Source organism: Latilactobacillus sakei (assembly GCA_002953655.1).
In the GTDB taxonomy this organism is placed as follows: domain Bacteria; phylum Bacillota; class Bacilli; order Lactobacillales; family Lactobacillaceae; genus Latilactobacillus; species Latilactobacillus sakei_A.
This window is the reverse complement of record CP025839.1, coordinates 257,472-281,564: the sequence shown is the minus strand read 5'-3', so window position 1 is coordinate 281,564 and position 24,093 is coordinate 257,472. Positions and strand designations below refer to the sequence as shown.

14 protein-coding genes are annotated in these 24,093 nt (G+C 39.4%); 1 reads left to right on the top strand and 13 read right to left on the bottom strand.

What is annotated here, in order from left to right:
- Positions 1-44: 44 nt before the first annotated feature.
- The 12 genes from C0213_01220 to C0213_01165 all read right to left on the bottom strand — a co-directional run bounded on the left by C0213_01220 (position 45) and on the right by C0213_01165 (position 19,712).
- A complete protein-coding gene (locus tag C0213_01220) occupies positions 45-509 on the bottom strand; it encodes a hypothetical protein (GenBank protein AUX11120.1) in 465 nt (154 codons plus the stop codon).
- Between the two features lie 12 nt (positions 510-521).
- Positions 522-875, bottom strand: a complete 354-nt coding sequence (locus C0213_01215) for a hypothetical protein (protein ID AUX11119.1) — start codon at positions 873-875, stop codon at positions 522-524.
- Positions 859-2,295, bottom strand: coding sequence for a hypothetical protein (locus tag C0213_01210; protein ID AUX11118.1), 1,437 nt, complete (start codon positions 2,293-2,295; stop codon positions 859-861). The genes C0213_01215 and C0213_01210 overlap by 17 nt, the downstream gene beginning before the upstream one ends.
- 68 nt (positions 2,296-2,363) lie before the next feature.
- Positions 2,364-7,940 carry a hypothetical protein gene (locus C0213_01205; GenBank protein ID AUX11117.1) on the bottom strand — a complete coding sequence of 1,859 codons (5,577 nt, stop codon included), beginning with the start codon at positions 7,938-7,940 and terminating at the stop codon, positions 2,364-2,366.
- A 237-nt stretch (positions 7,941-8,177) separates the two neighbouring features.
- Positions 8,178-10,082: a hypothetical protein gene (locus C0213_01200; GenBank protein AUX11116.1), complete on the bottom strand. Its 1,905-nt coding sequence runs from the start codon at positions 10,080-10,082 to the stop codon at positions 8,178-8,180.
- Between the two features lie 177 nt (positions 10,083-10,259).
- Entirely contained in the window at positions 10,260-10,721 is a 462-nt protein-coding gene (locus C0213_01195; protein AUX11115.1) for a hypothetical protein, read from the bottom strand.
- Positions 10,722-10,735: 14 nt separating this feature from the next.
- Positions 10,736-11,080 carry a hypothetical protein gene (locus C0213_01190; GenBank protein AUX11114.1) on the bottom strand — a complete coding sequence of 115 codons (345 nt, stop codon included), beginning with the start codon at positions 11,078-11,080 and terminating at the stop codon, positions 10,736-10,738.
- The gene (locus tag C0213_01185) at positions 11,064-12,512 is read right to left on the bottom strand and encodes a hypothetical protein (protein ID AUX11113.1); all 1,449 of its coding nucleotides are present in this window, start codon (positions 12,510-12,512) and stop codon (positions 11,064-11,066) included. The genes C0213_01190 and C0213_01185 overlap by 17 nt, the downstream gene beginning before the upstream one ends.
- A gap of 12 nt (positions 12,513-12,524) precedes the next feature.
- Positions 12,525-17,354, bottom strand: coding sequence for a hypothetical protein (locus tag C0213_01180; GenBank protein AUX11112.1), 4,830 nt, complete (start codon positions 17,352-17,354; stop codon positions 12,525-12,527).
- A 202-nt stretch (positions 17,355-17,556) separates the two neighbouring features.
- Entirely contained in the window at positions 17,557-17,982 is a 426-nt protein-coding gene (locus tag C0213_01175; GenBank protein AUX11111.1) for a MerR family transcriptional regulator, read from the bottom strand.
- Between the two features lie 22 nt (positions 17,983-18,004).
- Positions 18,005-18,865 (bottom strand): aldo/keto reductase, encoded by an 861-nt coding sequence (locus C0213_01170; protein ID AUX11110.1) that lies wholly within the window; start codon positions 18,863-18,865, stop codon positions 18,005-18,007.
- Between the two features lie 91 nt (positions 18,866-18,956).
- Complete coding sequence (locus C0213_01165) at positions 18,957-19,712, bottom strand: XRE family transcriptional regulator (GenBank protein ID AUX11109.1); 756 nt, start codon at positions 19,710-19,712, stop codon at positions 18,957-18,959.
- A gap of 488 nt (positions 19,713-20,200) precedes the next feature.
- Between C0213_01165 and C0213_01160 the strand changes: the two genes are divergently transcribed.
- The gene (locus C0213_01160) at positions 20,201-21,895 is read left to right on the top strand and encodes an oleate hydratase (protein AUX11108.1); all 1,695 of its coding nucleotides are present in this window, start codon (positions 20,201-20,203) and stop codon (positions 21,893-21,895) included.
- Between the two features lie 60 nt (positions 21,896-21,955).
- Here C0213_01160 and C0213_01155 read toward each other — a convergent pair whose 3' ends face one another.
- Positions 21,956-24,046 (bottom strand): sodium:proton antiporter, encoded by a 2,091-nt coding sequence (locus tag C0213_01155; protein ID AUX11107.1) that lies wholly within the window; start codon positions 24,044-24,046, stop codon positions 21,956-21,958.
- Between the last annotated feature and the right edge of the window lie 47 nt (positions 24,047-24,093).

Sequence of the window (24,093 nt, the reverse complement as noted above, 5' to 3'; positions counted from 1 at the left end):
AAAAAGAGCTTACTCGATAATTATTTATCGAATAAGCTCTTTTTTTAACTATTAACGACTGCTTTGGCAGTTTTTGCTTGTTTTAATAATTCATTGACCATCTGCATTAAAGTTGTTAACTTATCTGTCCCGTAACAAGCCATCACATTTTCAAGCCATTTTGTGTAAGCCACATTTAGCTCGGCTGTGACTTGTTGCCCGTATTCTGTGAGTTCAAAATAAGTCATTCGATAATCTGGTTCTTGACGAGCGATACCGTTAATCAACCCTGAGAGTTGTAATTCACGGCACCGTCTTGAAATAGCTGCCCGTGAAACACCTTGATGAACCGCTAAATCACTGCCAGAAATACGTTCATGCTCACCGACAATTTGCAACAACATGTATTGCTCATAAGTTAAGTGATATTTTTTACTAATCCCACTAATAAAGGGACGTAAGTCATTGGTTAGCCATTGATAGAGATGGTTAAAAGTTGTCATTTCTAAAACATTAGTTGCTTGCGTCATTTGTTGCTCCTTTCAAGAGCTATATTTTTGTCCAATCAACAAATTGCCAGATAGTCGGCCTAGTAGTTGGCCGACTTCACTATGCTGATCATTATTAGGTCGAACTGGCTCTTCTAGTTTCATTAAGTGCTCCGCCATCAATTGCGATGGGTCCTTATAGGTTATTTGTGTTCGTTTTGTTTTTAAATTCTGATTACCCTTTTTAAGTTGTAATGTCCCATTTTCTGTTAGCTGGGGAACCGGTTGAGCTATCGTCTTACTTTCAGCAGCTATTGTCCATTTTTCGCGCGTCTGAAACAGATAACCTGTTGAAACTTGGGATAATGTCGCACTTAGGATCAGAAAATAATTAATCGTTTTTTTCATGTAACATCAGATCCTTTTTAAATTGCACAATGATATCCCCAAAATCAGCCCAGTCATCGGCATTGGGTGGATTCTTCCAAATTATTTGCGCTGTTTTTAAACTTCCCTGAGCAAAGTCTGAAACAAAGAGCTGTGTTTTTTGGGTAATATTTCTTTCCAAAATAATATTCAAATTCTTAAAGCCTAAAATTTGCTGTTCAATGTAGTGGGTGTAAGCTTTACCACTACTAAAATCAACACAGATATAAATTGGCGGATTCAATAAATCATCAGGGACGCTCTCAATAACTGCAAACAGATAATTGTAAAAGAGTGTATTGGTTAATTGCGCGTTGATGGTCGCTTGCTTCGCAAATTCTGGTAGATGTCGCAGAATGACTTCACTCGTCGTGGGGTAGCTTTCTTCGAAAAACTTAACTTGTTGAACGGAGGTAAAACTGCTAATTTCAGCATAAAACAGTGCTAAGCGAATATTAACTGTCGCAATTTGATGCGTTAATACCGGTTGAACCCCCTGCGGTAAATTTAATTCAGTCATAATGGTCTTGACTATTTGTTGTGAACCGTGATTAATTTGCTGTGCTTTCGCAAGTAAGCGATGCCCCTCAAACACTTCCGTCATATTTTCGGCATAGAGAAATGTTAGTATATAGTCGATTTCATATTGTAACTGATCAGGATTGTATAGCTTTGCCAATAGGCCATTTAACGTAAAATCAGTGGTCTGGTGAACTTCTGCTTCAAAATGCGTAGCAGACAATGGATGATGTTGTTGCAACCGTTGTAACAACACGCCTAAAAATAAATCCAGTTTAGTGGTTCGCACCAATGATAAATCAATTTGATACCGCCACAATAATTGTTGCTTGAGTTGTTTAATTTCTTCCAATAGTCTACCGGAAAAAGGACGACCTAAATCATTGTAAAAATCATAATAGATTGTATAAATAAACTCACGCACAACTAGCTCATCCCCATGTAATTCATTATTACGATACTCGATACCATACTGTTTCAATAGTTTTGTCAGCTGCTTCTTCAGCGAATAGGCATAAGATTTACTAAAAAAATGAGCTTTAGCAAATGCCTCTACACTACCGCTTTGATTTAAAGCATTTAATAGTAATGCATAAATTTCCGAACGCTCCAAGTAAGATAGTCGTACCTTTTTGGTGATGAGTGGTGTTAGCTGTTGCGTTGTTATCTCGCTCGTTTCATGCACTATAATCTGAGCTTCAATCTTCAATGTTTGCAAGTCTAATTGGAGCTGTGCTAAATATTTTTTGACTTTAAATTTTGAAAGGCCCGAAAATTCGCAAACTAAATCCACTGAAATATAACTAGATTTATTCAATTCTAAATATTGTAGGAGATAGTATTTTAACCGATCATCCTCAGTTAATAAGTCGTTTATATTCATTTTCGGACTCCATTTACTCTAATAAAAAATGATAGAACTATTAATGTTATATCTATTATTTTAGTAGTCTAACGACGACTAACACGCCGCTTTGTACGATATAAACCACCTGCTATTAAAAGAACTAGTAGTCCTAAAATTGTCATATCTGCCGTGCTACCAGTCTGAGGTAACTTTGCGTTATCCTTATGACTTGGTTTACTATGACCTGGTTTAGTTGGCGCAACTGGATCGGTTGGTGGTGTCGGTAAAGCTGGTGTACTTGGGTCTAATACTTTTTGATTTTCTTTGACTAATGACAAGCTTGAATGATTACGGTCAATTGTAAATTTAACCGGTGTCTGATCTAATTGATACCCCGCTGGGGCTTTGGTTTCAACCAATTGATAATCACCTGTTTTTAAACCTTTAATCAACAAGATACCAGACTGATCTGTTATCAACTGTTCTTTCAAAACATGACCTTTTTCATCTTGTAATTCAAAAACCGCATCTGCCAATAACTGACCCGTTTGGCGATCTTTTTTGGCTAATCGTACTTCATGATCATTTTGTTGATTGGTTTTTTGAACATTAACCGCCGTACTTGATGGTTGTTGTTTCATCACAATAAAGTTCACTGGCGTACTATCTAACTGATAGCCGGTTGGCGCTTTGGTTTCAATAAATGAATATTGACCGGGCGCTAAATTAGAAACTGCAATTTTCCCGGCTGCGTCTGATTTTAAATTCTTGGCAATGACTTTTTGATGACTATCAACGAGTTTGAAGACGGCACCTGCTAAGGTTTCACCTGTTTGCTTATCCACCTTTGTTAAGACAGCACTGCCTGGAATGACCTTATCTGTTTTGATTAGCTTGATGGCAGTTTTTTGATTTTTAACGATCGTAAACTTAACCGGTGACTGATCTAACTGATAGCCGGTTGGCGCTTGGGTTTCAACGAATTGATAATTGCCAGGGGTTAAATCTTTAATGGCAATCTGGCCAGTGGCATCGGTTGTTAACCCAGTCTTAATTGTTTTACCTTGCTGATTTTGTAAGCTAAAGACTGCATTTTGTAAAGTTTCACCTGTACGATCGTCTTGTTTCGTCAAAATAACACTGCCAGCGGTCAATTGATTATTTTTAACGACTGTTACTGCTGTTGTTTGGTGTTTTTTAATCGTAAATTTAACCGGTGTTTGATCTAAGTCATAGCCGGTTGGCGCTTTGGTCTCGACAAATTGATAGTCGCCAGGTGCCAAATCCTTCACGGCAATTTGTCCTGTCGTCCCCGTGATTAAATTAGTTTGTAGGGTCTTGCCTTGACTGTCTTGTAATTCAAAAACAGCGCCTTGTAAATGCGTTCCAGTTTGCTGATCTTGTTTCGTTAAGATCACACTACCTGGCGTTAATTGGTTGGTTTTAGTCAACTTAATGACTGACGTTTGATTTTTCTTAATCGTAAATTTGACCGGTTTTTGGTCTAATTGGTAGCCAGTTGGCGCTTTGGTCTCAATCAATTGGTAATCACCAGGTGTCAAATCTGAAACAGCGATTTGCCCAGCTTTATCCGTCGTTAAGCCTACTTGTAATGAATTACCATTTTGATCTTGTAATTCGAAAATGGCACCTTGTAAGGTTTCACCGCTCTTTTGATCCGTCTTGGTTAAAAGAACCCCACCTTTTGTTAACTGGTTAGTCTTCATTACTTTGACTGGCGTTGTCTGTCCTTTACTAATCGTAAATGACACGGGTGTTTGCTCTAAATCATAGCCAGTTGGCGCTTGGGTTTCAATAAACTGATAATCACCAGGTTCTAGATCAGAGACGGCAATTTTGCCAGCCGCATCCGTTGTTAGACCGGTCTTCACTGTTTTACCAGCTTTAGTTTGTAGTTTAAAGACGGCACCTTGTAAAGGTGTATTATCTTTTTGGTCTACTTTAGTTAAGATCACACCACCAACTGTTAACTTATCAGCTTTTGTGACTTGAACTGCTGTCTTTTGATCCTTAACAATCGTAAATGAGACTGGTGTTTGGTCTAAATCGTAACCAGTTGGTGCTTTGGTTTCGACAAATTGATAATCACCAGGATCTAGATCTTTAATGGCAATTTGCCCGGCAGCATCTGTCGTTAAACCACTTTGAAGCACCTTTCCTGCCTTTGTTTGGAGTTCAAAGACCGCATTTTGAAGGTGTTGACCATCTTTTTGATCGACCTTCGTTAATATAACACTACCTGGCGTTAATTTATTTATCTTCGTTAATTGAAGCGCTGTGCCTTGGTTTTTCTTAATTGTAAAGTTAATCGGTGTTTGATCCAATTGATAGCCGGTTGGCGCTTTAGTTTCAATTAATTGATAATCACCAGGGTCTAAATCCGAAATAGCCAACTTACCTGTCACATCAGTTGTTAAGCCACTTTGAAGTGTCTTACCTGCTTTATCGCGTAATTCGAATACCGCACCTTGTAAAACAGCACCCGTTTGATTATCTTTTTTGGTTAAAACGACGCTCCCTGGTGTTAATTGGTTATTTTTGGTGACTTTCACAGCTGTTGTCTGACCTTTACTAATCGTAAATGAGACTGGTGTTTGCTCTAAATCATAACCAGTAGGCGCTTGGGTTTCAACAAACTGATAATCACCAGGTTCTAGATCAGAGACGGCAATTTTGCCAGCCGCATCCGTTGTTAGACCGGTCTTCACTGTTTTACCAGCTTTAGTTTGTAGTTTAAAGACGGCACCTTGTAAAGGTGTATTATCTCTTTGGTCCACTTTTGTTAAAACCACATCCCCCGGTACTAACTTGTTAGCCATTTTAACGCTAACAGCAGCCGTTTGCCCTTTAACAATTGTAAATGGTTGCGGTGTCGTATCTAATTGATACCCAGCCGGCGCCTTAGTTTCAACAAATTGATAATCGCCAGGCGCTAATTGCTTAATCACAACTTGTCCGTTAGCATCTGTTGTTAACCCTGATTGCAAAGCTTGACCTTGGCTATCCTGTAATTCAAAAACGGCGCCTTGTAATTGACTATTATCTTTCGCATCTATTTTAGTTAAAACGACGCTTCCAGGCGTCATAGTATTTTTAACGGTTACTTTAGCAATTGTACTATCGCCTTTTTTAATCGTGAACGGTTGCGGTGTTTGATCTAGCTGATAGCCATTTGGTGCTTGGGTTTCAACAAATTGATAATCACCTGGTTCTAAATCTTTAACGACTAATTGGCCTTTGGTATCCGTTGTTAAGTTTGTTTTTACTGTTTTCCCCCGACTGTCTTGTAGTTCAAAAACAGCCCCTTGAAGAGTGGCACCATCTTTTGCATCGACTTTTGTTAGGATAACACTGCCTGGTGTCAATGTATTTTCGACATTAACTTTAGCGATGGTTGTTTGATCTTTTTTAATCGTGAAGAGTTGGGGCGTTTTATCTAGTTGATAACCAGCTGGCGCTTTGGTTTCAACAAATTGATAATCGCCAGGTTGTAACCCTTTGACGGTTAATTGACCTTTAGCATCCGTCGTTAATCCTTGTTGTAGCGTCTTACCTGATTTATCCTGTAGTTCAAAGATGGCACCTTGAAGGGCATGGCCATCCTTATGATCGGTTTTTGTTAATAACACATCTCCAGGTATCAGGTGATTAATTTTATTAATTTTAACTGTTGCGGCATCATTTTTCTGAATGGTAAATGTCACCGGTGTGGCATCTAATTCATAACCAGCTGGGGCTTTGGTTTCAATAAATTGATAGTCACCAGCTTTTAAGTCAGTTACCTTAATCTGTCCGTTGGCATCTGTTTTCAAATCTTTTTGAAGGACATTCCCTTGTTGATCTTGAAGTTCAAAAGTAGCTCCTTGAAGTGCCTTTTGATGATCATCAGTCTTCGTTAAAAGCACACTACCGGTGATTGTCTTATTAACTGCCGTTAAATCAATTGCTTGATCTTGCCCAGCAGTCACCGTGAAATCAATCGGTGTCTTATCTAAGACATAGCCAGTTGGGGCTTTAACTTCGATAAATTGATAGTCACCCGGTTCTAATAGACCGGAATTAACCAAGCCGTTTTTATCAGAAACTAATCCCGAGGCAACCGTTTGGCCCGATTTATCGACAACTTTAAATTCTGCACCTGCTAATGGATTAGCGGTTGCAGCATCTTTTTTATATAGGTGCGCACTCCCATCTAGCATGGTAGTGGCATCATTACTATAGATATCAGAGCCCGCATAGTTAAAAGAAGCTTTATTAACAATCTTATCGCCCGATTGGCCTGTTAAATTTTCATAATGCACCTTAAAACTAATCTTAGCCGCAGTATTAAGGGGTAAGTCTTTAATTAATCTATATTTAATTGTATTACTTGCTACATCATAACCAACTTCTTCGAAATAGTTACTATCCAACGATTCCGTTTTAGTAAATTTTGTAAACTCAGGTAGCGGGTCCGTAATGATTGTCCCCGCCTTAACATCGCCACTATTATTTTTAAGCGTCAATGAATAGGTCATGTCACCTGATTTAGAAGCAATTGTGGCTTGACTAACTGATTTACTCAAGGAAACAGCTTGATAGTCATCTTGTTTCAAAGCGATTGCTTTTTGGGCAGTTTTAACTGCTTGATCATCACTATAGAGCGTAACCACGTTCTTCCGAACCCCAAACTCTTCTGGGGTTGGATTGCCTTGGATTTTTTCAGCGTACATTACAACATAAGCATCATCCTTACCAATATCACCAAAATCAATTGAAAAACCACTACTTGTCAATGTAATTTTATTGGCGAATTGTGTAGTGACATACTGCCAAGCAATCGGGACCCCATCAGCCCGTCGTCCGGTTACTTTAGCAATTCTAAAATGATTAATCACCGTTGCATCACCGGTTGCCGGAATATGTGGATTGGGATCAACAAGTTCGGTATCTAACGGTAGTGTATCTACAATTTTAGCGTTCTTAATTTCCGTTTGGTTATAATTAATTGGAATAACAAAAATATTAGCATTGGGCTTTGTCATACTTTGAATTGATGCATTAGTACCGTTAACAATTGCATCTGGCTGTGTCGCATACTTCATTAACAGTGGCTTCCCGGAAGTCCCAACATTCACCTTGGAATTAGCTGTATCGGTACTAACCACATTTTTGTCTTTTGACAAAGTTGCCTCAAAATCGACTGCGTCTGGAAATTCCTGTCCTGAACCAGCGTCCATAAACGGAGCGGCAAAGAAGATTTTGATAGTAGCACCATTAGCGGTCGTTTGATCAATTTTAGTGTGATCAATCGCGATATTTAATACATAATTACCACTACCATCATCCACTAACGCAGGATCTTCCAGATAAAAAGGATCCCCGATTTTGATGTCGTTAACAATATCTACAGAGCTATTAACAATACTCTTAGGTATCTTAACTTTAAGCTTACCATCGGTATCCATTTTTCCGGCTGAATAACTAACCGTAACATCTAACTCAACTCGCTGCTTAGAGCTAATCACTTCGGGCGCAGTAATTGTCACACCTGGATCGTCACCAGCTACTCGAACATTTTTTGAACTTAGGGTTGCTGCTGCAGTCGCAATCCCCGATTGTGCAAAAATTGTTAGTAGCATGATAAAAATATAACCAATCTTAGTGATTCTATTTTTCATATCTAAATTGCCTCCTAATTATGTTTAAATTTGATTTACCACAATACAAACTTGAGTATAAATTAATTGTTAGCCTCGTTAAAGATTATTATCGCAGTGTTTTTCCACACTTTTTGATGATCTGCAAAATTATGAAGACTAACTACATTAACTTGTACCTTGTGTGTTAATAATTAACTTAAAACGACAAAAAAACTGCCTCGCTTTGATAAAAAGCGAGGCAGTTTTTTTAGCGCATTAATTTGTTTTTCTTAGTTTCTTATAAAAGCCAAGTACACCGGCTAAAGCGACTAAGGCAATCCCCATTACTGATGCCGCAATCGTTGTTGTGCTGCTGGTTTGTGGTAATTGTTTTTTAGCTTTCTTAGCAGGTTGTTGCTTAGTTGTTGTCACCTGTCCTTTTGAATGGTGATCTGGTGTTGTTGTTTGGTGATGGTCTGTTTGGGTTTGATTTGGGTTTGATGTCTGATCCTTATTTGGTGTTTGGTGATTGGTTGTCACTTTACGGTATACGAATTTAATTGTGACATCATCCTTGTCTAAAACCCCTGAGGCATTTTTAGGCATTGCAACTAGTTCGTAACCTTTAATCGTTGGAGCCGTTGCCTTATAGCGATCCCCCTGATGACCAACCTTTGTCAGAGCCGTTGTCAATTCGTGGCCTTGTTGATCAACGTAAATGGCAGTGATTTTAACGCTTGTATCAGGGACTGGTGTGGTCGCTTCTTTTTGATATTCATACACAACGGTTTGTGCTGACGTTGTATATTGACCCTTGGCATTGGCTGGAGTCTTCACTAATTTGTAACCAGCGATCGTTTTAGCGGCTGTTTGATAAGCGGCGTTTAATTGCCCGGTTAAAACGTCTTCTTTAGCAATTTCTTTACCATTCGCATCCACGTATTTAACCGTCACCGCTTTAGCAGCTGGGGTTGTCACAGCATCTTTTTCATACGTATAAGTCACGGTTTGTGCCTTATCGGTAAAGCTCCCGTTAGCGTTGACTGGGGTTTGGGCAACATGGTAACCGGCAATCGTCTTCGCGGTTGTTTGATAAGCTGCACCCACCTTGCCGTTAAGCGTCTCACTGGCTGCTAATTTTTGACCATTCGCATCAACATAATTAACTGTGACGGCTTTAGCGGCTGGGGTTGTCACAGCATCTTTTTCATACGTATAAGTCACGGTTTGCGCCTTATCGGTAAAAGTCCCTTTGGCATTAGCTGGCGTTGTGACGACATAATAACCGGCAATTGTTTTAGCGGCTGTTTGATAGCTCGCACCCACGTTACCTTTCAAAGTATCACTGTCTGCTAATTTTTGACCATTGGCATCCACGTAATTAACTGTGACCGGTTGTGCTACTGGTTTAACATCATTTTTTTGGAAATGTAAAACAGCCGTCATCATTTGACCTTGTTCATTGAAATATGAGAAAGTAAATGTCGTTTCCTTAGTATTCGAATAAGCGGGACTGGTTACGTAGCCCTGATGTTCATTAACACCTTCATAATTGAAATCTGGGACGTTTGTACCTTCGGCAGTAATCATATATTGAATGGTTGCCATTTCAACGATATCTTTTGAAGCTGTTGCATTAATTTTAACATCAACCCCGGGTGCAATTGTTTGTTTAATCGCATCATATTTATCTGCCAATGCTGATTGATCGAGGGTTGTCGTATCAAAATAAAAATCTTTCACACCGGCAGTCGCCTTATTATTAACAAACTTCAAAGCCCGCAAATGCCAAGTCGAACCGACTTTGACAAAGTATTGCATGGTTGTATTGGCTTGGAGATAGTTAGCGTCCCCTAATAAAATTTGATTGTCGTTAAAGTTTGAACCCGTCGCATCAAAGATTGAGCCTTGAGCACTCACACCATCTTTACTCATTGATAAATTAAACGTAAAACCATCTGGTAATGCGACTTTATAAGCAGCACTTGATGCCTTACTCAAATCAACCGTCGTTGTATTTTCAACCACATAACCGCGTGTGCTAGTTGGTTTAGCAGTTGCTGATTGTGTTGTTGCCGCTACCGGTGTCGCCGCCATTGAGGTTACTACTGGACTGATTGCTGGTAGAACCATCCCTGAAATTAATAAACTAGTTGCTAATTTTGATTTTAAACTTTTCACAATAAAGCCTCCCAAAAATAAATTAATGCAATTTCATACTAATGAATAGCCTTACTTTAGCATCTTCATTAGTTACGGAAAAGCCATATTAAACCACCTTAATTATCAACGAAAAGCAATGCCTTAAACTACTTTAAGGCAAAAAAATAGACCCTCTCAGGTCTATTTTAAAAACAACTATGCAAGCCGTTTTTTGATGACACTTGCTTGTTCAACGAGTTCATCTGCTAGTGCAACCAGTTGGGCAAATTTATCTTGACCGTATTTTTCATTCACCATTTCAACCCACTTATCATAGGTTTGGTTCAATTCAAACAAGACTTCCTCGCCATGCTTTGAAACTTCAAAGTAAGTTAACCGGTAATCTGGTTCCTGTCTTGAAATCCCTTCAATCAAGCCCAACAATTGCAACTCACGACACCGCCGTGAGATAGCGGCGCGCGACACATGTTGCCCCGCCGCAAGTTCACTACCTGAAACATGTTTTTGGTCTTGAATTGATTTTAATAAGATGTATTGATCATACGTTAAATGATGTTTTTGACTGATTTCACCTAAAAAGGGGCGTAAATCATTCGTTAACCATTGATAAATTTGATTAAATTTCATCATACCTTGTGCATCCGATTCGATTCTCATAGCCTAATTCCTTTCTATTTGTGCTTTTCTCCGAATAAAATAGTCTCAGCTAGGCGGCTAAATAAACGTCCTAACTCACTATTTTGCTGTTCACCACTTGGTTTAACAGACTCTTCTATTTTCATAATATTACTCTCCATCAGTTCAGTCGTGTCTCTGAATACTGCTTGGCGACGATGTTGGTCAATCCGGTGATTGTGTTTTGTCAGTTGGACGATTGTGTCATCTTGCGATTCGACTTGATCTGCTAAGCGGTGTTCTGTTAATTGGCGTTTTTCCTTAGCCCAAAATAAGTAAGGTTTAGTTGCCTGCGCCATAATTAACGCCAGTAATAGGAAACTCTTAATGAATCGTTTCATCTAAAACCAATTCCTTTTTTATCTTCACAATCAAATCGCCGAAGTCGCCCCAATCATCCGTACTTGGGGGGTTCTTCCAGATAATCTGATCAATCTTTAAAATTTCTTGGGCAAAATCAGATACATATAACTGTGTTCTCTGGGTTACGTTTTCTTCCAACACGATATTTAAATTCTTAAAACCCATAATCTGTTTTTCAATGTAATGCGTATAGGCTTCGCCATTACTGAAATCGACACAAACATAAATCGATGGATTCAACATTTGATAAGGGACACTCTCAATAATCGCAAATAGATAACTGTAAAAAAGGCTGACTTGTAGGCGGGGGTTGATCATTGCCTCGGCCATAAAAGCCTCTAAATGATTTGAAACGACTGCACTACCAGTTGGATAACTCTCTTCAAAAAATCTAATTTGACGCTTAGACGTAAATGTACTTGCTTCTACGTAAAAGAGCGCAAACCGTAAGTTAGTCGTCAGCAACTGGTGGTACAAATTCTTCTCAACTGTTATCGGTAGTGCCAGTTCCGTCATAATTGTTGCGCAGATTGCCTTGGTACCATCTTCGATTGGCTTAACTTGTTGAACAACCGATCGTCCGAGATAACAGGTCGTCATATTTTCAGCATATAGAAAAGTTAATAACCAATCTCGCTCTTGAATATCGACAATTTCATCTTTACGACCATTGATGATCTGACTGATTGAAAAAGCGTCGTTTTGCTCATCAATCGTTGTGAACGTGGTAGCATCAATCGCACAATCTTTTTTTAATCGCTGAATTAAAACGCCCAGAAAAAGATTGAGCTTAATCGTTTTAATCAATGATAGTTTGAGGGGATAGTATCGCATGATTTGTTGCTTGAGTTGTTCAATCTGAGTTTCAATCGCTTCTGAAAATGGTTGTCCCAACCCGTTATAAAAATCGTAATAAATAGTATAGAGCAGGTTCCTAATTGCCAGTTCGCTCCCCCGAAGTGCATTGTTTCGATACTCAATGTGATACTCTTTTAAAATCTTAGAGAGTTGTTTCTTCAGTAGATAAACATATGACTTACTTAAGAAATTTTGCTTGGCAAGCGCTTCTACCCCTAACCCATCGGTCAATGCGTTTTGCAATAATAGATAGATTCCGGATTTTTGCAAGTATGCTAGACGCGCTTTCTTCACAATCATCGTGGTGAGGGAGTGGACCGCAACTTCATTATTATCAAGCAACTGAACCGCATTGGTAATCTGCAACGTTTGGAGATCATTATTTAATTCACCTAAATACTTCTTAACCTTAAATTTCGATAGACCCGCAAACTCACATACTGATTCTACAGAAAGGTAGTTCTTCTTATTAAGCTCTAGGTACTGTAGGATATAGTATTTATACCGGTCATCTTCAGTTAATAGGTAATTAAAATTCATAGCTAACCCCATCCGTTTATATTTTTATTGCTCGTGTTTTTTCTTATTAATTTGCCAATAAGCCAAACTAACAACCATAATTAATTCTAAGCCTAGATAAAGTAAGCCATTATTCGTGTCTGCATCAGTTTGTGGTAATTTAGTACCTGGTTTAGCAGGTTTGGTTGGCGTTGTTGGTTTAACCGGCTTGGTTGGTGTTGTAGGTGTTACTGGTTTGGTTGGTGTTGTTGGCTTTTCAGGATCTGTTGGCACCGTTGGTTTTTCTGGTTGGCGCACATTATATTTGATTAATGTCAGACTATCTTGATGCTTAGTGATTGTAAAGTGCAATGGTGAATTATCTAATTGATAACCGGTTGGCGCTTTAGTTTCAACCAATTGATATTGACCAACTTTCAAGTCAGTTAATAAGAGCACCCCTGATTTATCAGTTGTTAAACCACTTTGTAACACTTTACCTTGTTGATCACGTAATTCAAAAACCGCACCTGCTAATAATTGGTTGGTTGCTTGATCACGTTTTTCAAGGCGTACTTCGTGTTGTTTTTGTTTGTTTTCTTTATTGACTTGGACCGCTTGTTTTTGTGCTTTAACCGTAAATTGAACCGGTGTTGCATCTAGCACATAACCAGTTGGGGCCTTGGTTTCAATAAATGAATATTGACCCGGTTCAAGGTTTGTGACGATAATTTGACCATTTTGGTCTGATTTCAAGTTTTCTTTAACCACTTTTTGATTGGCATCGACAATCTTGAAGACGGCACCCGCAAGTGATGCACCTGTTTGATCGTCCTTCTTCGTTAAGATGACGCTGCCTGGAATTGCTTTATCGGCTTTTGTCACTTTAATAGCTGTCTTTTGATTCTTTGTAATGGTGAACTTAACAGCTGTTTTATCAAGTTGATAGCCAGTTGGTGCTTTGGTTTCAACGAATTGATAATCACCTGGTTCTAAATCTTTAACAGCGATTTGACCAGTTGCATCCGTTGCTAAATTGCTTTGTAGCACTTTACCATTTTGATCTTGGAGTTCAAAGACCGCACCTTGTAATGTCGCACCATTTTTATTGTTAATCTTGGTTAAAATAACACTGCCTGGTGTTAATCGATCAGCCTTTGTGACTTTAATCGCTGATGTTTGACCTTTTTTAATCGTAAATTTAACTGGTTTTTGATCTAAGTCATAGCCAGTTGGTGCTTTGGTTTCAACAAATTGATAAGCGCCAGGTTCTAAGTCTTTGACCACAACTTGCCCGGTTGCATCGGTTGTTAAACCGCTTTGTAATACTTTACCGTTTTGATCTTGGAGTTCAAAGATTGCCCCTTGTAGAGTAATCCCTGACTTATTATCGGTCTTCGTTAAGAGCACACTGCCTGGTGTTAATTGATCAGCTTTTGCAACCTTAACAGCAGTCGTTTGCCCTTTTTTAATCGTAAATTTAACTGGTTTTTGATCTAGATCGTAGCCAGTTGGGGCTTTAGTTTCAACAAATTGATAATCACCAGGTTCTAAGTCTTTGACCACGACTTGCCCGGTTGTATCGGTTGTTAAACCACTTTGTAGTACTTTGCCAGTTTGATCTTGAAGTTCAAAGACCGCACCTTGTAATGTTTCACCTGTTTTGTTATCTGCTTTGGTTAAGATAACACTCCCTGGTGTTAATTGATCTGTTTTAGTAACTTGAGCAGCTGATGTTTGGCCTTTTGTAATAACGACTTTAACTGGTGTTTTATCAAGGTCATAGCCCGTGGGTGCCTTGGTTTCAACAAATTGATAGGTCCCTGGTTTAAGATTATTAACCGCTAACTTACCTGCGGCATCGGTTGTTAAACCTGTTTTAAGTGTCTTACCGTTTTGATCTTGAAGTTCAAACACAGCGCCTTGTAATGTGGCACCTGATTTATCATCTGTTTTAGTTAAAATGACACTGCCCGGTGTTTGGGTATTAACCATATCAATTAAAACCGCTGATTTTTGACCTTTTATAATTGTAAATTCTTTTGGTGTTTTATTTAAGTCGTAACCGGCTGGGGCTTTGGTTTCAACAAAGTAATATTTGCCTGGCTTCAAATCATTAACGGCTAACTTGCCTGAAGCATCCGTTGTTAAACCGGATTTAATGACTGTTCCGGAAGCGTCTTGAATTTCGAAAACGGCACCTTGCAATGTCGTCCCATCTTCGGCATCCTTTTTCGTTAAAACAACACTACCTGGTGTTAATTTGTTGGTCATATCAACGGGTGTTGCTGTCGTTTGACCCTTTGTAATCTCAAATTCTTTTGGTGTTTTATTTAAGTCGTAACCGGCTGGGGCTTTGGTTTCGACAAAGTAATATTGACCTGGTTTCAAATCATTAACAGCTAATTTACCTGCGGCATCGGTTGTTAAGCCTGATTTAATGACTGCTCCTGATGCGTCTTGAATTTCGAAAACGGCCCCTTGTAATGTCGTCCCATCTTCAGCGTCTTTTTTCGTTAAGACGACACTCCCTGGTGTTAATTTGTTGGTCATCTCAACGGGTGTTGCTGTTGTTTGACCCTTTGTAATCTCAAATTCTTTTGGTGTTTTATTTAAGTCGTAACCGGCTGGGGCCTTGGTTTCAACAAAATAATACTTGCCGGGTTTCAAATCATTAACAGCTAATTTACCTGCGGCATCGGTTGTTAAGCCTGATTTAATGACTGCTCCTGATGCATCTTGAATTTCGAAAACGGCCCCTTGTAAGACGGTCCCATCTTCAGCATCCTTTTTCGTTAAGACGACACTCCCTGGTGTTAATTTGTTGGTCATCTCAATTTTAAACGCTGTTTTTTGATCCTTTTTAATTATGATTTTTTGCGGTGTTGCATCTAATTCATACCCTGCTGGCGCTTTGGTTTCAACCAATTGATAATTACCAGGATCCAAATCAGTTACTTCTAATTTACCTGAAGCATCCGTTGTTAAGCCGGATTTAAGCACTTTGCCTGAAGCATCTTGCAATTCGAAAACAGCGCCTTGAAGGACAGCACCATTATCAGCATCTTTTTTTGTTAAAATCACACTGCCTGGTGTTAATTGATTGGTTACCGCAACAGGTGTTGCTGTTGCCTGACCCTTTTTAATTTCGAAGTCATGATGTTTTTTACTGATGTCATAACCTGTTGGGGCTTTGGTTTCAACAAAATAATATTTCCCGGGCGTTAAGTTCTTCACTTCTAATTGTCCTGAAGCATTAGTGGTTAAACCACTTTGAAGTAGTTTACCTGAAGCGTCCCGTAATTCGAAAACAGCACCTTGTAACACAGAGCTATCTTTACTATCTTTCTTAGTTAAAATCACACTACCTGGTGTTAATTGATTAACCATTGAAATATTGACCGTTTTTTCGGTCCCATCAATCTTAAAAGACTTTGGTGTCGTATCAAGATTGTAACCATCGGGGGCCTTAGTTTCGACAAATTGATAACTGCCATATGGTAAATCTTTAACTGCAATCTGTCCGTTACTATCCGTTGTTAAATCTTTTTGTAAGACTTTACCTGTACTATCTTGTAATTCAAAGACCGCACCACTCAAATGATTTTGATCTTTGTCAGTCTTTGTTAAAACAACATCGCCCAAAATTTGTTTATCAAGTTTGGAAACGGTGACTGCACTAGTTTGATTATCTGTAATATCAAAGCCAACTGGTGTGCCATCTAGTTCATAACCTGTTGGGGCTTGTGTTTCAATTAGTTGGTATTTCCCATTTGATAGACCTTCAACACGTAACTTCCCGTTAGCGTCTGTTACCACATCGTCTTTAATCACCTTGTTAGGGGTTTCATCTACTTTAACAAGTTTGAAGTGCGCACCTGCTAACACTTTAGCGGCATTAGCGGCATCAGTTTTGGTTAATTCAACCGCTTGGTTACTCCCACTACCATTACCACTACCACCTGTATGTGGCGTATTAACGGTGACCTGTTCGGTCGTGATGTTATCCCCAGTTAACTGGGCACTATTTTCATAGGTATCGGAAGTTCCGTTATCAGTTGCGCGTGTATCATAGTTAATAAGTACGGTACTTTTTAAATCACCAAAATTAATAGTGAAGCCACTTGTCCCGTTTTCACTCACTAAACTATCAGGTACTGGTGCATCGTGCGTATAATTGTCGCCAGTTGTATAAGTCACATATTCAGCTTTGACACTGCCTGAAACAAGTTCCTGATTCGCGCCCACGGTATCTGTAAAGACCGCATTTTTAATATCTGCTTTCTTATAATTAACTCGTGCTGTCCAATGGATTAATGATGGATCTTGGGCATCAACGTCTCCCCATTTATACAAACCTTCATTTGTATCTGGACCTTCGTCTTCACCAATATGGATAGTTGAGCCATTTGAACCCCAATCTAATGGGACATCTGTATTGACTGTAATTTCATTTTGATCCCATTTTGTCGTAATATCAAAGGAACCCTTTTTATTATTAGGATGTGTTTCATAGAAATCAGTAAATGTCACTGTCACAGTTCCTGTCGCTTGACTAACTGTAGCATGTCCAATTATATTTCCTGCACTATCCTTAATATCAAACGAAATATCTCTGGCAACTGTTAATTGCTTGGGTAACGTTACCGTCATTATATCCCCAGCTTTAATCGGTGTCCCATCTGGAATCGCAAATTCGTAATGTGCTTTTGTTTCATCATATTGCCCTACACTTGTAGTAGGGTTACCATCTTCATCCAGTAGTTCACCTTTTGTAATAAAGCTACTGCCATAATCTGCGCTAGCATTAACCGGATTAACGTTAGCAACAGCACTACTAATTAGACTTGCTAGCAAAATAAATATCGTAAAAATATTTTGCATCTTGCTCCTCATAATGATTACCTCCGTTTATTATTTGTGATTACGATATTTATTATAGTACGTAATAGTTAACGATAGTGCGTAAATTACAGTAGATTTTCCAAAATATTTTCAAAAAGCAAAAATTTTTAAAAATTAGCTTGTCCGCAACTATCTCCTCCCTTATTAAAAAGCACAAAAAAGAGACATCACCTTAAAGGATGCCTCATTTTAATTACTTATTCTGGTGAGCGCGTTCGTATTCCGTATCACAATCTGCCGTAAAAATAGCCTCGGTTCCGGCTTCGCTGGCTTTTGTGTAATACCATTCTTTATGATCCAGCTTCGTCAATTCTGCTTGCAGTGATTCAATCTCGTTAGCCAACATTTGCCGCCGTTGTTGAATCAGCGCCAAGCGTTGGTCCAATGTTTCATCGCCTGCCGTTCGCCAATCGATATATTGCTTAATGTCTTTCAACTGCATGCCCGTTTTTTTTAAGCATTCAATATCACATAGACAATCCAAATCTGCCTGCCGAAATTCACGGCGACCAGCCGGACTGCGTTTAATAAACGGTAATAGCCCTTGTTCTTCATAATATCGTAGTGTTGGAATACTTAAATCATATTGTTGGGCGACTTCGCCAATTGATAATGCCATTATTAACCTTCCTTACGCTTGATTAAAAATCAACGTCATCTGGCACCATGCATTGACCGCCTAAGTTTTCCAAAGCACTGATTTGGGTCATTTCGGCATCTGTTAATTCAAAGTCAAAGATGTCGGTATTTTGCGCCATACGTTCTTGATGGGTTGACTTAGGTAATGGTAACACACCTTGTTGAATCCCCCAACGAAGACAAACTTGCGCAGCTGTTTTACCGTGTTTCGTAGCAATTGCTGCAATCGTTTCATTCGAAAGCGCACTGGCTTCGCCAAGTGGCGCCCAAGCTTCAACTAAGATATCATGGGCTTGATTATAACGCACAGCTGCTGCTTGTGGCCAGCCTGGATGCACTTCAATTTGATTAACCATTGGTTTGATAACAGCAGTCTTCATGAGTTCATCTAAATGGTGTGGCATAAAGTTAGAAACCCCAATTGCACGAATTTTACCTTCATTATATAGGTCTTCCATTGCCCGCCAAGTTTCAGCATTTAATTCAGCTGCTTTGGCACCAAATTGTTTGGTATTCGCTGGCCAATGAATCAAATATAAATCTAAGTAATCAACACCTAAGGTTGCAATTGTTTGCGCAAATGCCGCCTTAGTAGCGTCATAGCCCCGTTCTGTATTCCATAACTTACTTGTCACAAAGATGTCTTCACGAGCGATATCACTTTCTTTCAAAGCATCACCAACACCCTGTTCATTACCATAAACGGCAGCCGTATCGATATGGCGATAGCCAACTGATAAAGCTTCTAAGACCGCTTTTTTCGTTTCTTCGTTAGGTGTTTGGTATGTGCCATAACCTAATCCTGGAATGGTAACACCGTTGCTTAAAGTCATTGGGGCTGTTAAGGCAGATAATTTTTGCATTTAAAAGTCTCCTTTTTCTATTCGATAAAACTACTTTACAACCTCAAGCTGACTTGAGGTCAAGCATTATTAGCCGTTAACTTTCAATTAACTACCGTTTAGTAATAATCTCTTGCTTTTTCTCGAGACTATTTTGAATTAAGGTTTGATAAATCTTTTGGTGCTGTTTTAAATACGCTTTAAAATACGCTTTCTTAACATTCTTTAATCGTGGTTGATCAGCAATCAGTTCACCTGTTAGATTAACTTGAACACTACCTTGATACTTTAGATTGGCATCATTTGACTTCGAAAAGACGACGGTAATATGCTGACTATCTAAAACATCAACAACGTGTCCATTTTGTCGCGTGATAATATTCACCTTACGTTCTTCCAATGGAATTGGATTATAACCAGTTGGTAGAATATTAGTGTAATAGGTCATATCCCCCTTCTTAAGTTCATACGCACTATTGTTAGCATATGGACTATCATCCTTATCAAGATGCCAGCCATAATGGCTTAAATTCGCCCGATAACGTTGTTCCAGTAGGCTTAGGCGTCGATTACTAATCACCAATCCTAATAAAATAACTGTAATTATCGTCAAGGCGATTTTATAATACTTGTTCATGTGTATCCGTTTTGAAACTTCTTTGGTCATGACACTGTCCTCCCGTAATAATTTATCAAGAGAAATAGCAAATAAATCACTAATCGCCACAATTGTTTCTAAATCGGGATAATTACGGCCAACTTCCCAACTTGAAACTGTCGAACGTGATACATTCAACAGCTGCGCTAAGTATTCTTGGGTCCATTCCCGTTTCAATCTATTTTGTTTGATTTGTTGACCAATGTTCATACTATTCCTCCTGTCATTACGAGTATCATCCAACCCTCACTAATTGCCTAGCTATTATCTCACACCCCGCTTCAATAAACGCGCGACATTCTCTAACATCCTGTTTTACTAGCCTATTTTGGCAAATCTGCCATTTCCCAGGAAATAATCAAGAGCGACTTAACTCAAACTTAATTAGTCGCTTATTCCCCGCTGTATCAACGTATTAACGACTATTTAATCCTGACCATCATTTCTGTAAGGGTTTTATCTTTTTTGTTTTTTTGATTCGCGTTATAATATAGATATTAAAAGTAGTGAATGAAAGGGAGCGAATATCATGAAGAAATTTTTATTAGGCAGTCTCGTACTTGCAGGGATCACAGTTACCGGTGCTTGCTTAGTTGCTAAGAAAATGGAACTGTTTAGAGATGATTCAGTTGATTACGAAAAGTTCGAAAGTCGCTAATCACTAGTCATTTCTAAATTGAATCTAGGAGGTTTTTCATATGATTAAGAAAAAAGCAATTATGATTGGCGCTGGCCTTTCAAACATGGCCGCAGCAGTCTATTTAATTCAAGAAGGCGGTTGGCCTGGCGATGCGATTACATTCTACTCATTAGATGACCATGGTTCAAACGATGGTGCCCCAGTTTCAGAAACAACTGATGAATATTGGAATAAAAACCACCCACTCGAAAATACTAAGGGCTACGTTGCCCGTGGTGGCCGGATGCTTAACTATCGGACTTATGTCGATTTAATGGATCTTCTAGGCCGGATTCCTTCAGCAACTGAACCTAATATGACAGCTGAAGAAGATACGCGTTCATTCGATGCCCAACACCGTACATTTGACAAAGCCCGTTTATTAGAAGGTAGTAAAGGCATTTTGGATGCTGGGCACCTCGGCTTCAATAATAAGGATCGGTTATTAATGACTAAATTAATTATGATGCCTGATTCTGAAGAAGAAAAATTAGATAACGTTTCAATTGCCGAATACTTCAAAGATGATCCACATATGTTCCAAACTAACTTCTGGTACATGTGGGAAACTACCTTTGCTTTCAGAACCCAAAGTTCCGCACAGGAATTACGTCGTTATATGCACCAAATGATTTATGAATTCACTCAAATTGAACACTTAGTCGGCGTTAACCGGACCCGTTACAATCAATACGAAAGTATCATGTTGCCACTGATTAACTACTTAAAAGCGCAAGGTTGTCACATTATCCTCAACCGGCGGATTACTGACTTAGACTTTAAAGAGACTAAGATGACCGATGAAATTACAGTTACTGGTATGACGATGACCAACACCGAAACCGATGAAGTTGAACACATCACAGTTGATGATGACACTGCTGTTATCTTCACAAATGGGTCAATTACAGATTCTGCAACCCTTGGCGATTATAATACACCAGCACCTGAAAATATGGATTACGGTGCTGCAGCTGGTTTATGGAAGCAAATTGCTTCTAAATTCTATAACCTTGGCAATCCCGATAAATTCTTCGCTGACCGCAATGCCAGTGAATGGGTCAGCTTCACTTTAACCACTAAGAACCATACGCTCTTAAACGAAATTGAACGGATTACCACTCAAATTCCAGGGAATGCGTTAAACTCATTCCTATCCACAAAACCAATTACACCACTTGGTCAAAAAGATGTTAATATGTCGATTGTTGTTCACCACCAACCTCACTTCACAACGCAAAAACCAAACGAAGCGGTTATCTGGGGTTACTTCCTCTATCCACGTCGAAGCGGTGAATTCGTGGACAAACCTTATATCGAAATGACGGGTAAGGAAATGCTGCAAGAATTGATTGGTCAACTATCAAAAGTTGATCCTGGCCCAATCAATATCCGCGAAAAAGAAGCTGAAATCATGGACAGTGTCATCAACAACATCCCGGTCTATATGCCATATGCTTCAGCACTCTTCAACAATCGTGCCAAGACAGACCGCCCCGAAGTCATCCCTGAACATTCAACCAACTTAGCCTTCACTGGTGAATTTGTTGAACAACCTTATCAGATGATTTTCACTGAACAAAGTGCCGTGCGTTCTGGCGAAATCGCGGCTTACCACTTTGCTGGGATCCCAATGGCAAAATTAGTCGACACACCACGTTATGATCGTGACATCAAGACATTGATGCGCGCTACTAAGAAAATGTTTGAATAACAGTTCAAAAAAGAGTCGTTCAGATTAAAACCTGAGCGACTCTTTTTTGGTAGCTATTAATTAAGCTTCAATTAACGCCATATCCGTTTCTTGGAATTGTTGCAGTTGTAATAACTGCGCTTGGTTAATTTCGGTATACAGCACACCGGCAATCGATTGATTAATATAGCCAGCATTAATCCCTTGTTGCACAAAATCATATTCATGCTGGAAAGCCTGGACATACAAGATATCGGGGACTACTGTGGCCCCTTTTTGATAATCATGTTTGATGTGTGCACAGAAGTGATTCATCGTTCGGCGAACCAGATAAACAAAATCATTATCACTATGCTTTTGCTTTAAGCGGTTCTCCAAAACGGTATCGAGATATTGATCAATTGTATCGGTCACTTCATTATTAAGGGCTAATAAAGAATCCCGGGTGGCTTGCCAATTCTCAACCCGCTCTGAATATTGGGGATTATTGGCCATTTTCGCATCATGGAAACGTAACCGCTGTTTCTTCGTAATCACGCGATGGCTTGTGTGCCAAAGAAGTTCTTTCTTCCAATGTTTAACCGAATGTTTCATGCGTAACCCGAGATGATCGCGTTTAGATTCAACTAACACCCGTTGAAAAATTCGGTCATATAGATTAACAACCTCTGGACTGTAGCGATTATTAACATCATCGCAATGGAGGAAATTATCCACTACTTCCTTAGTTTCACTCAACAATGCATTATAATTAGCCGTCGCTTGTACGCGATCAACCGTTAGTCGATTGCTCTTTTGTGATTGAAGCTGGTCCGTTAGCGCTTCGCGGACGGCATGGTCTTCAATTTGAGAACGCATTTGCAAGATAACATAGTCAACCATCTTATTGCGAATGTGATCCAAATCGGCCATCGTATAAGCTTCCGTTTTTTGTGGTAACTTATGGGGTAACACAATCGCACTAACTATCATACTGATTAAAATGACGAAGGTCGCAATCGTAATTAATTCATCCCGATATGGAAAGGCGTGCCCGGCAATCTTGTTCGGTAGTGAAAAAGCCATCGCTAACGTCACCGTACCGTGAATGCCACTGACTGCGAATAAACGGGCAAAAAATGGCCGCTCATCCCCTTTTCGATCACCAAAGAAGGCTGAAATCCAAGGACTATCGCCACGTAATACCCAAACATAGCGAACAATCCACATCGCAACATAGATTAAAACGCTGACCCCTAATAAGGCAGCGGCTCTCCACCAACCCATTTGCATCATATTTCGTGCGACTTCTGGTAATGAAATTCCCAAGATTAAAAAAACAAAGTCGTTCAGAATATCTGCTAGAATATTCCAAATAGTTCGTGAAGTGAGTTGAACGTTCGTTGATGTCAACCGTAGACGATCCGCTTCCCAATTATGTTCAATTCCAGTCGCAACCACGGCTAAAATCCCGGAAACCCCAAAATGTTCTGCTAATAAGTAAATCGCAAACGGCGTCAATAAACTAATCGGAATTGTCGTTAATTCCGGATTTTTGCCATGCCGATTCAAGTTAAAACGGAGCATTACCAATAAGAACCCGCCAATAATACCGACAACGACCCCACCAACAGCTACAAATAGAAAGTGGCCAATGCCTTCAACAACCGAGAACGTCCCTTTTGAGAGCACTGACAAGGCAAGATCCAACATCACCAACCCAGTCGCATCATTAAATAGCGATTCAAGTTCGAGGGCCTCGCCGACACCTTTGGGCATATCATTGTTACCGGTCATTGATTTAACTGCGACTGCATCCGTTGGGGTGACAATTGCGGCTAGCGCAAGCGCTAATGGGAACGTCCACCGAGCCTCAATTTGCTTGGTCATAACACCAACTACCACTGCCGTTACAACCGCTAAGACGACCGAGAGTAAGAAAATCCCTTGGAATCTCTTGCGAATATTGGCAAACGATTGCTTTTGCCCATCGATAAACATCAACGGCGCAATGATCAGTAACATGAAAAATTCAGGTTCCAACTGAAAATTGTGGAACACCGGCATCAACGAAAGACCTAGCCCCATCGCAATTAATAAGAAAGCTTCTGGTATTCGTGGCACAAGTTGTTCGACCACGTTGACCACAATGACCCCAACTAATAGTAGCGCCACTAAGTAAAATTCATTCATCTTATAATCTCCAATAGCTAATAAATATGTTATAGTATGCACTAAAT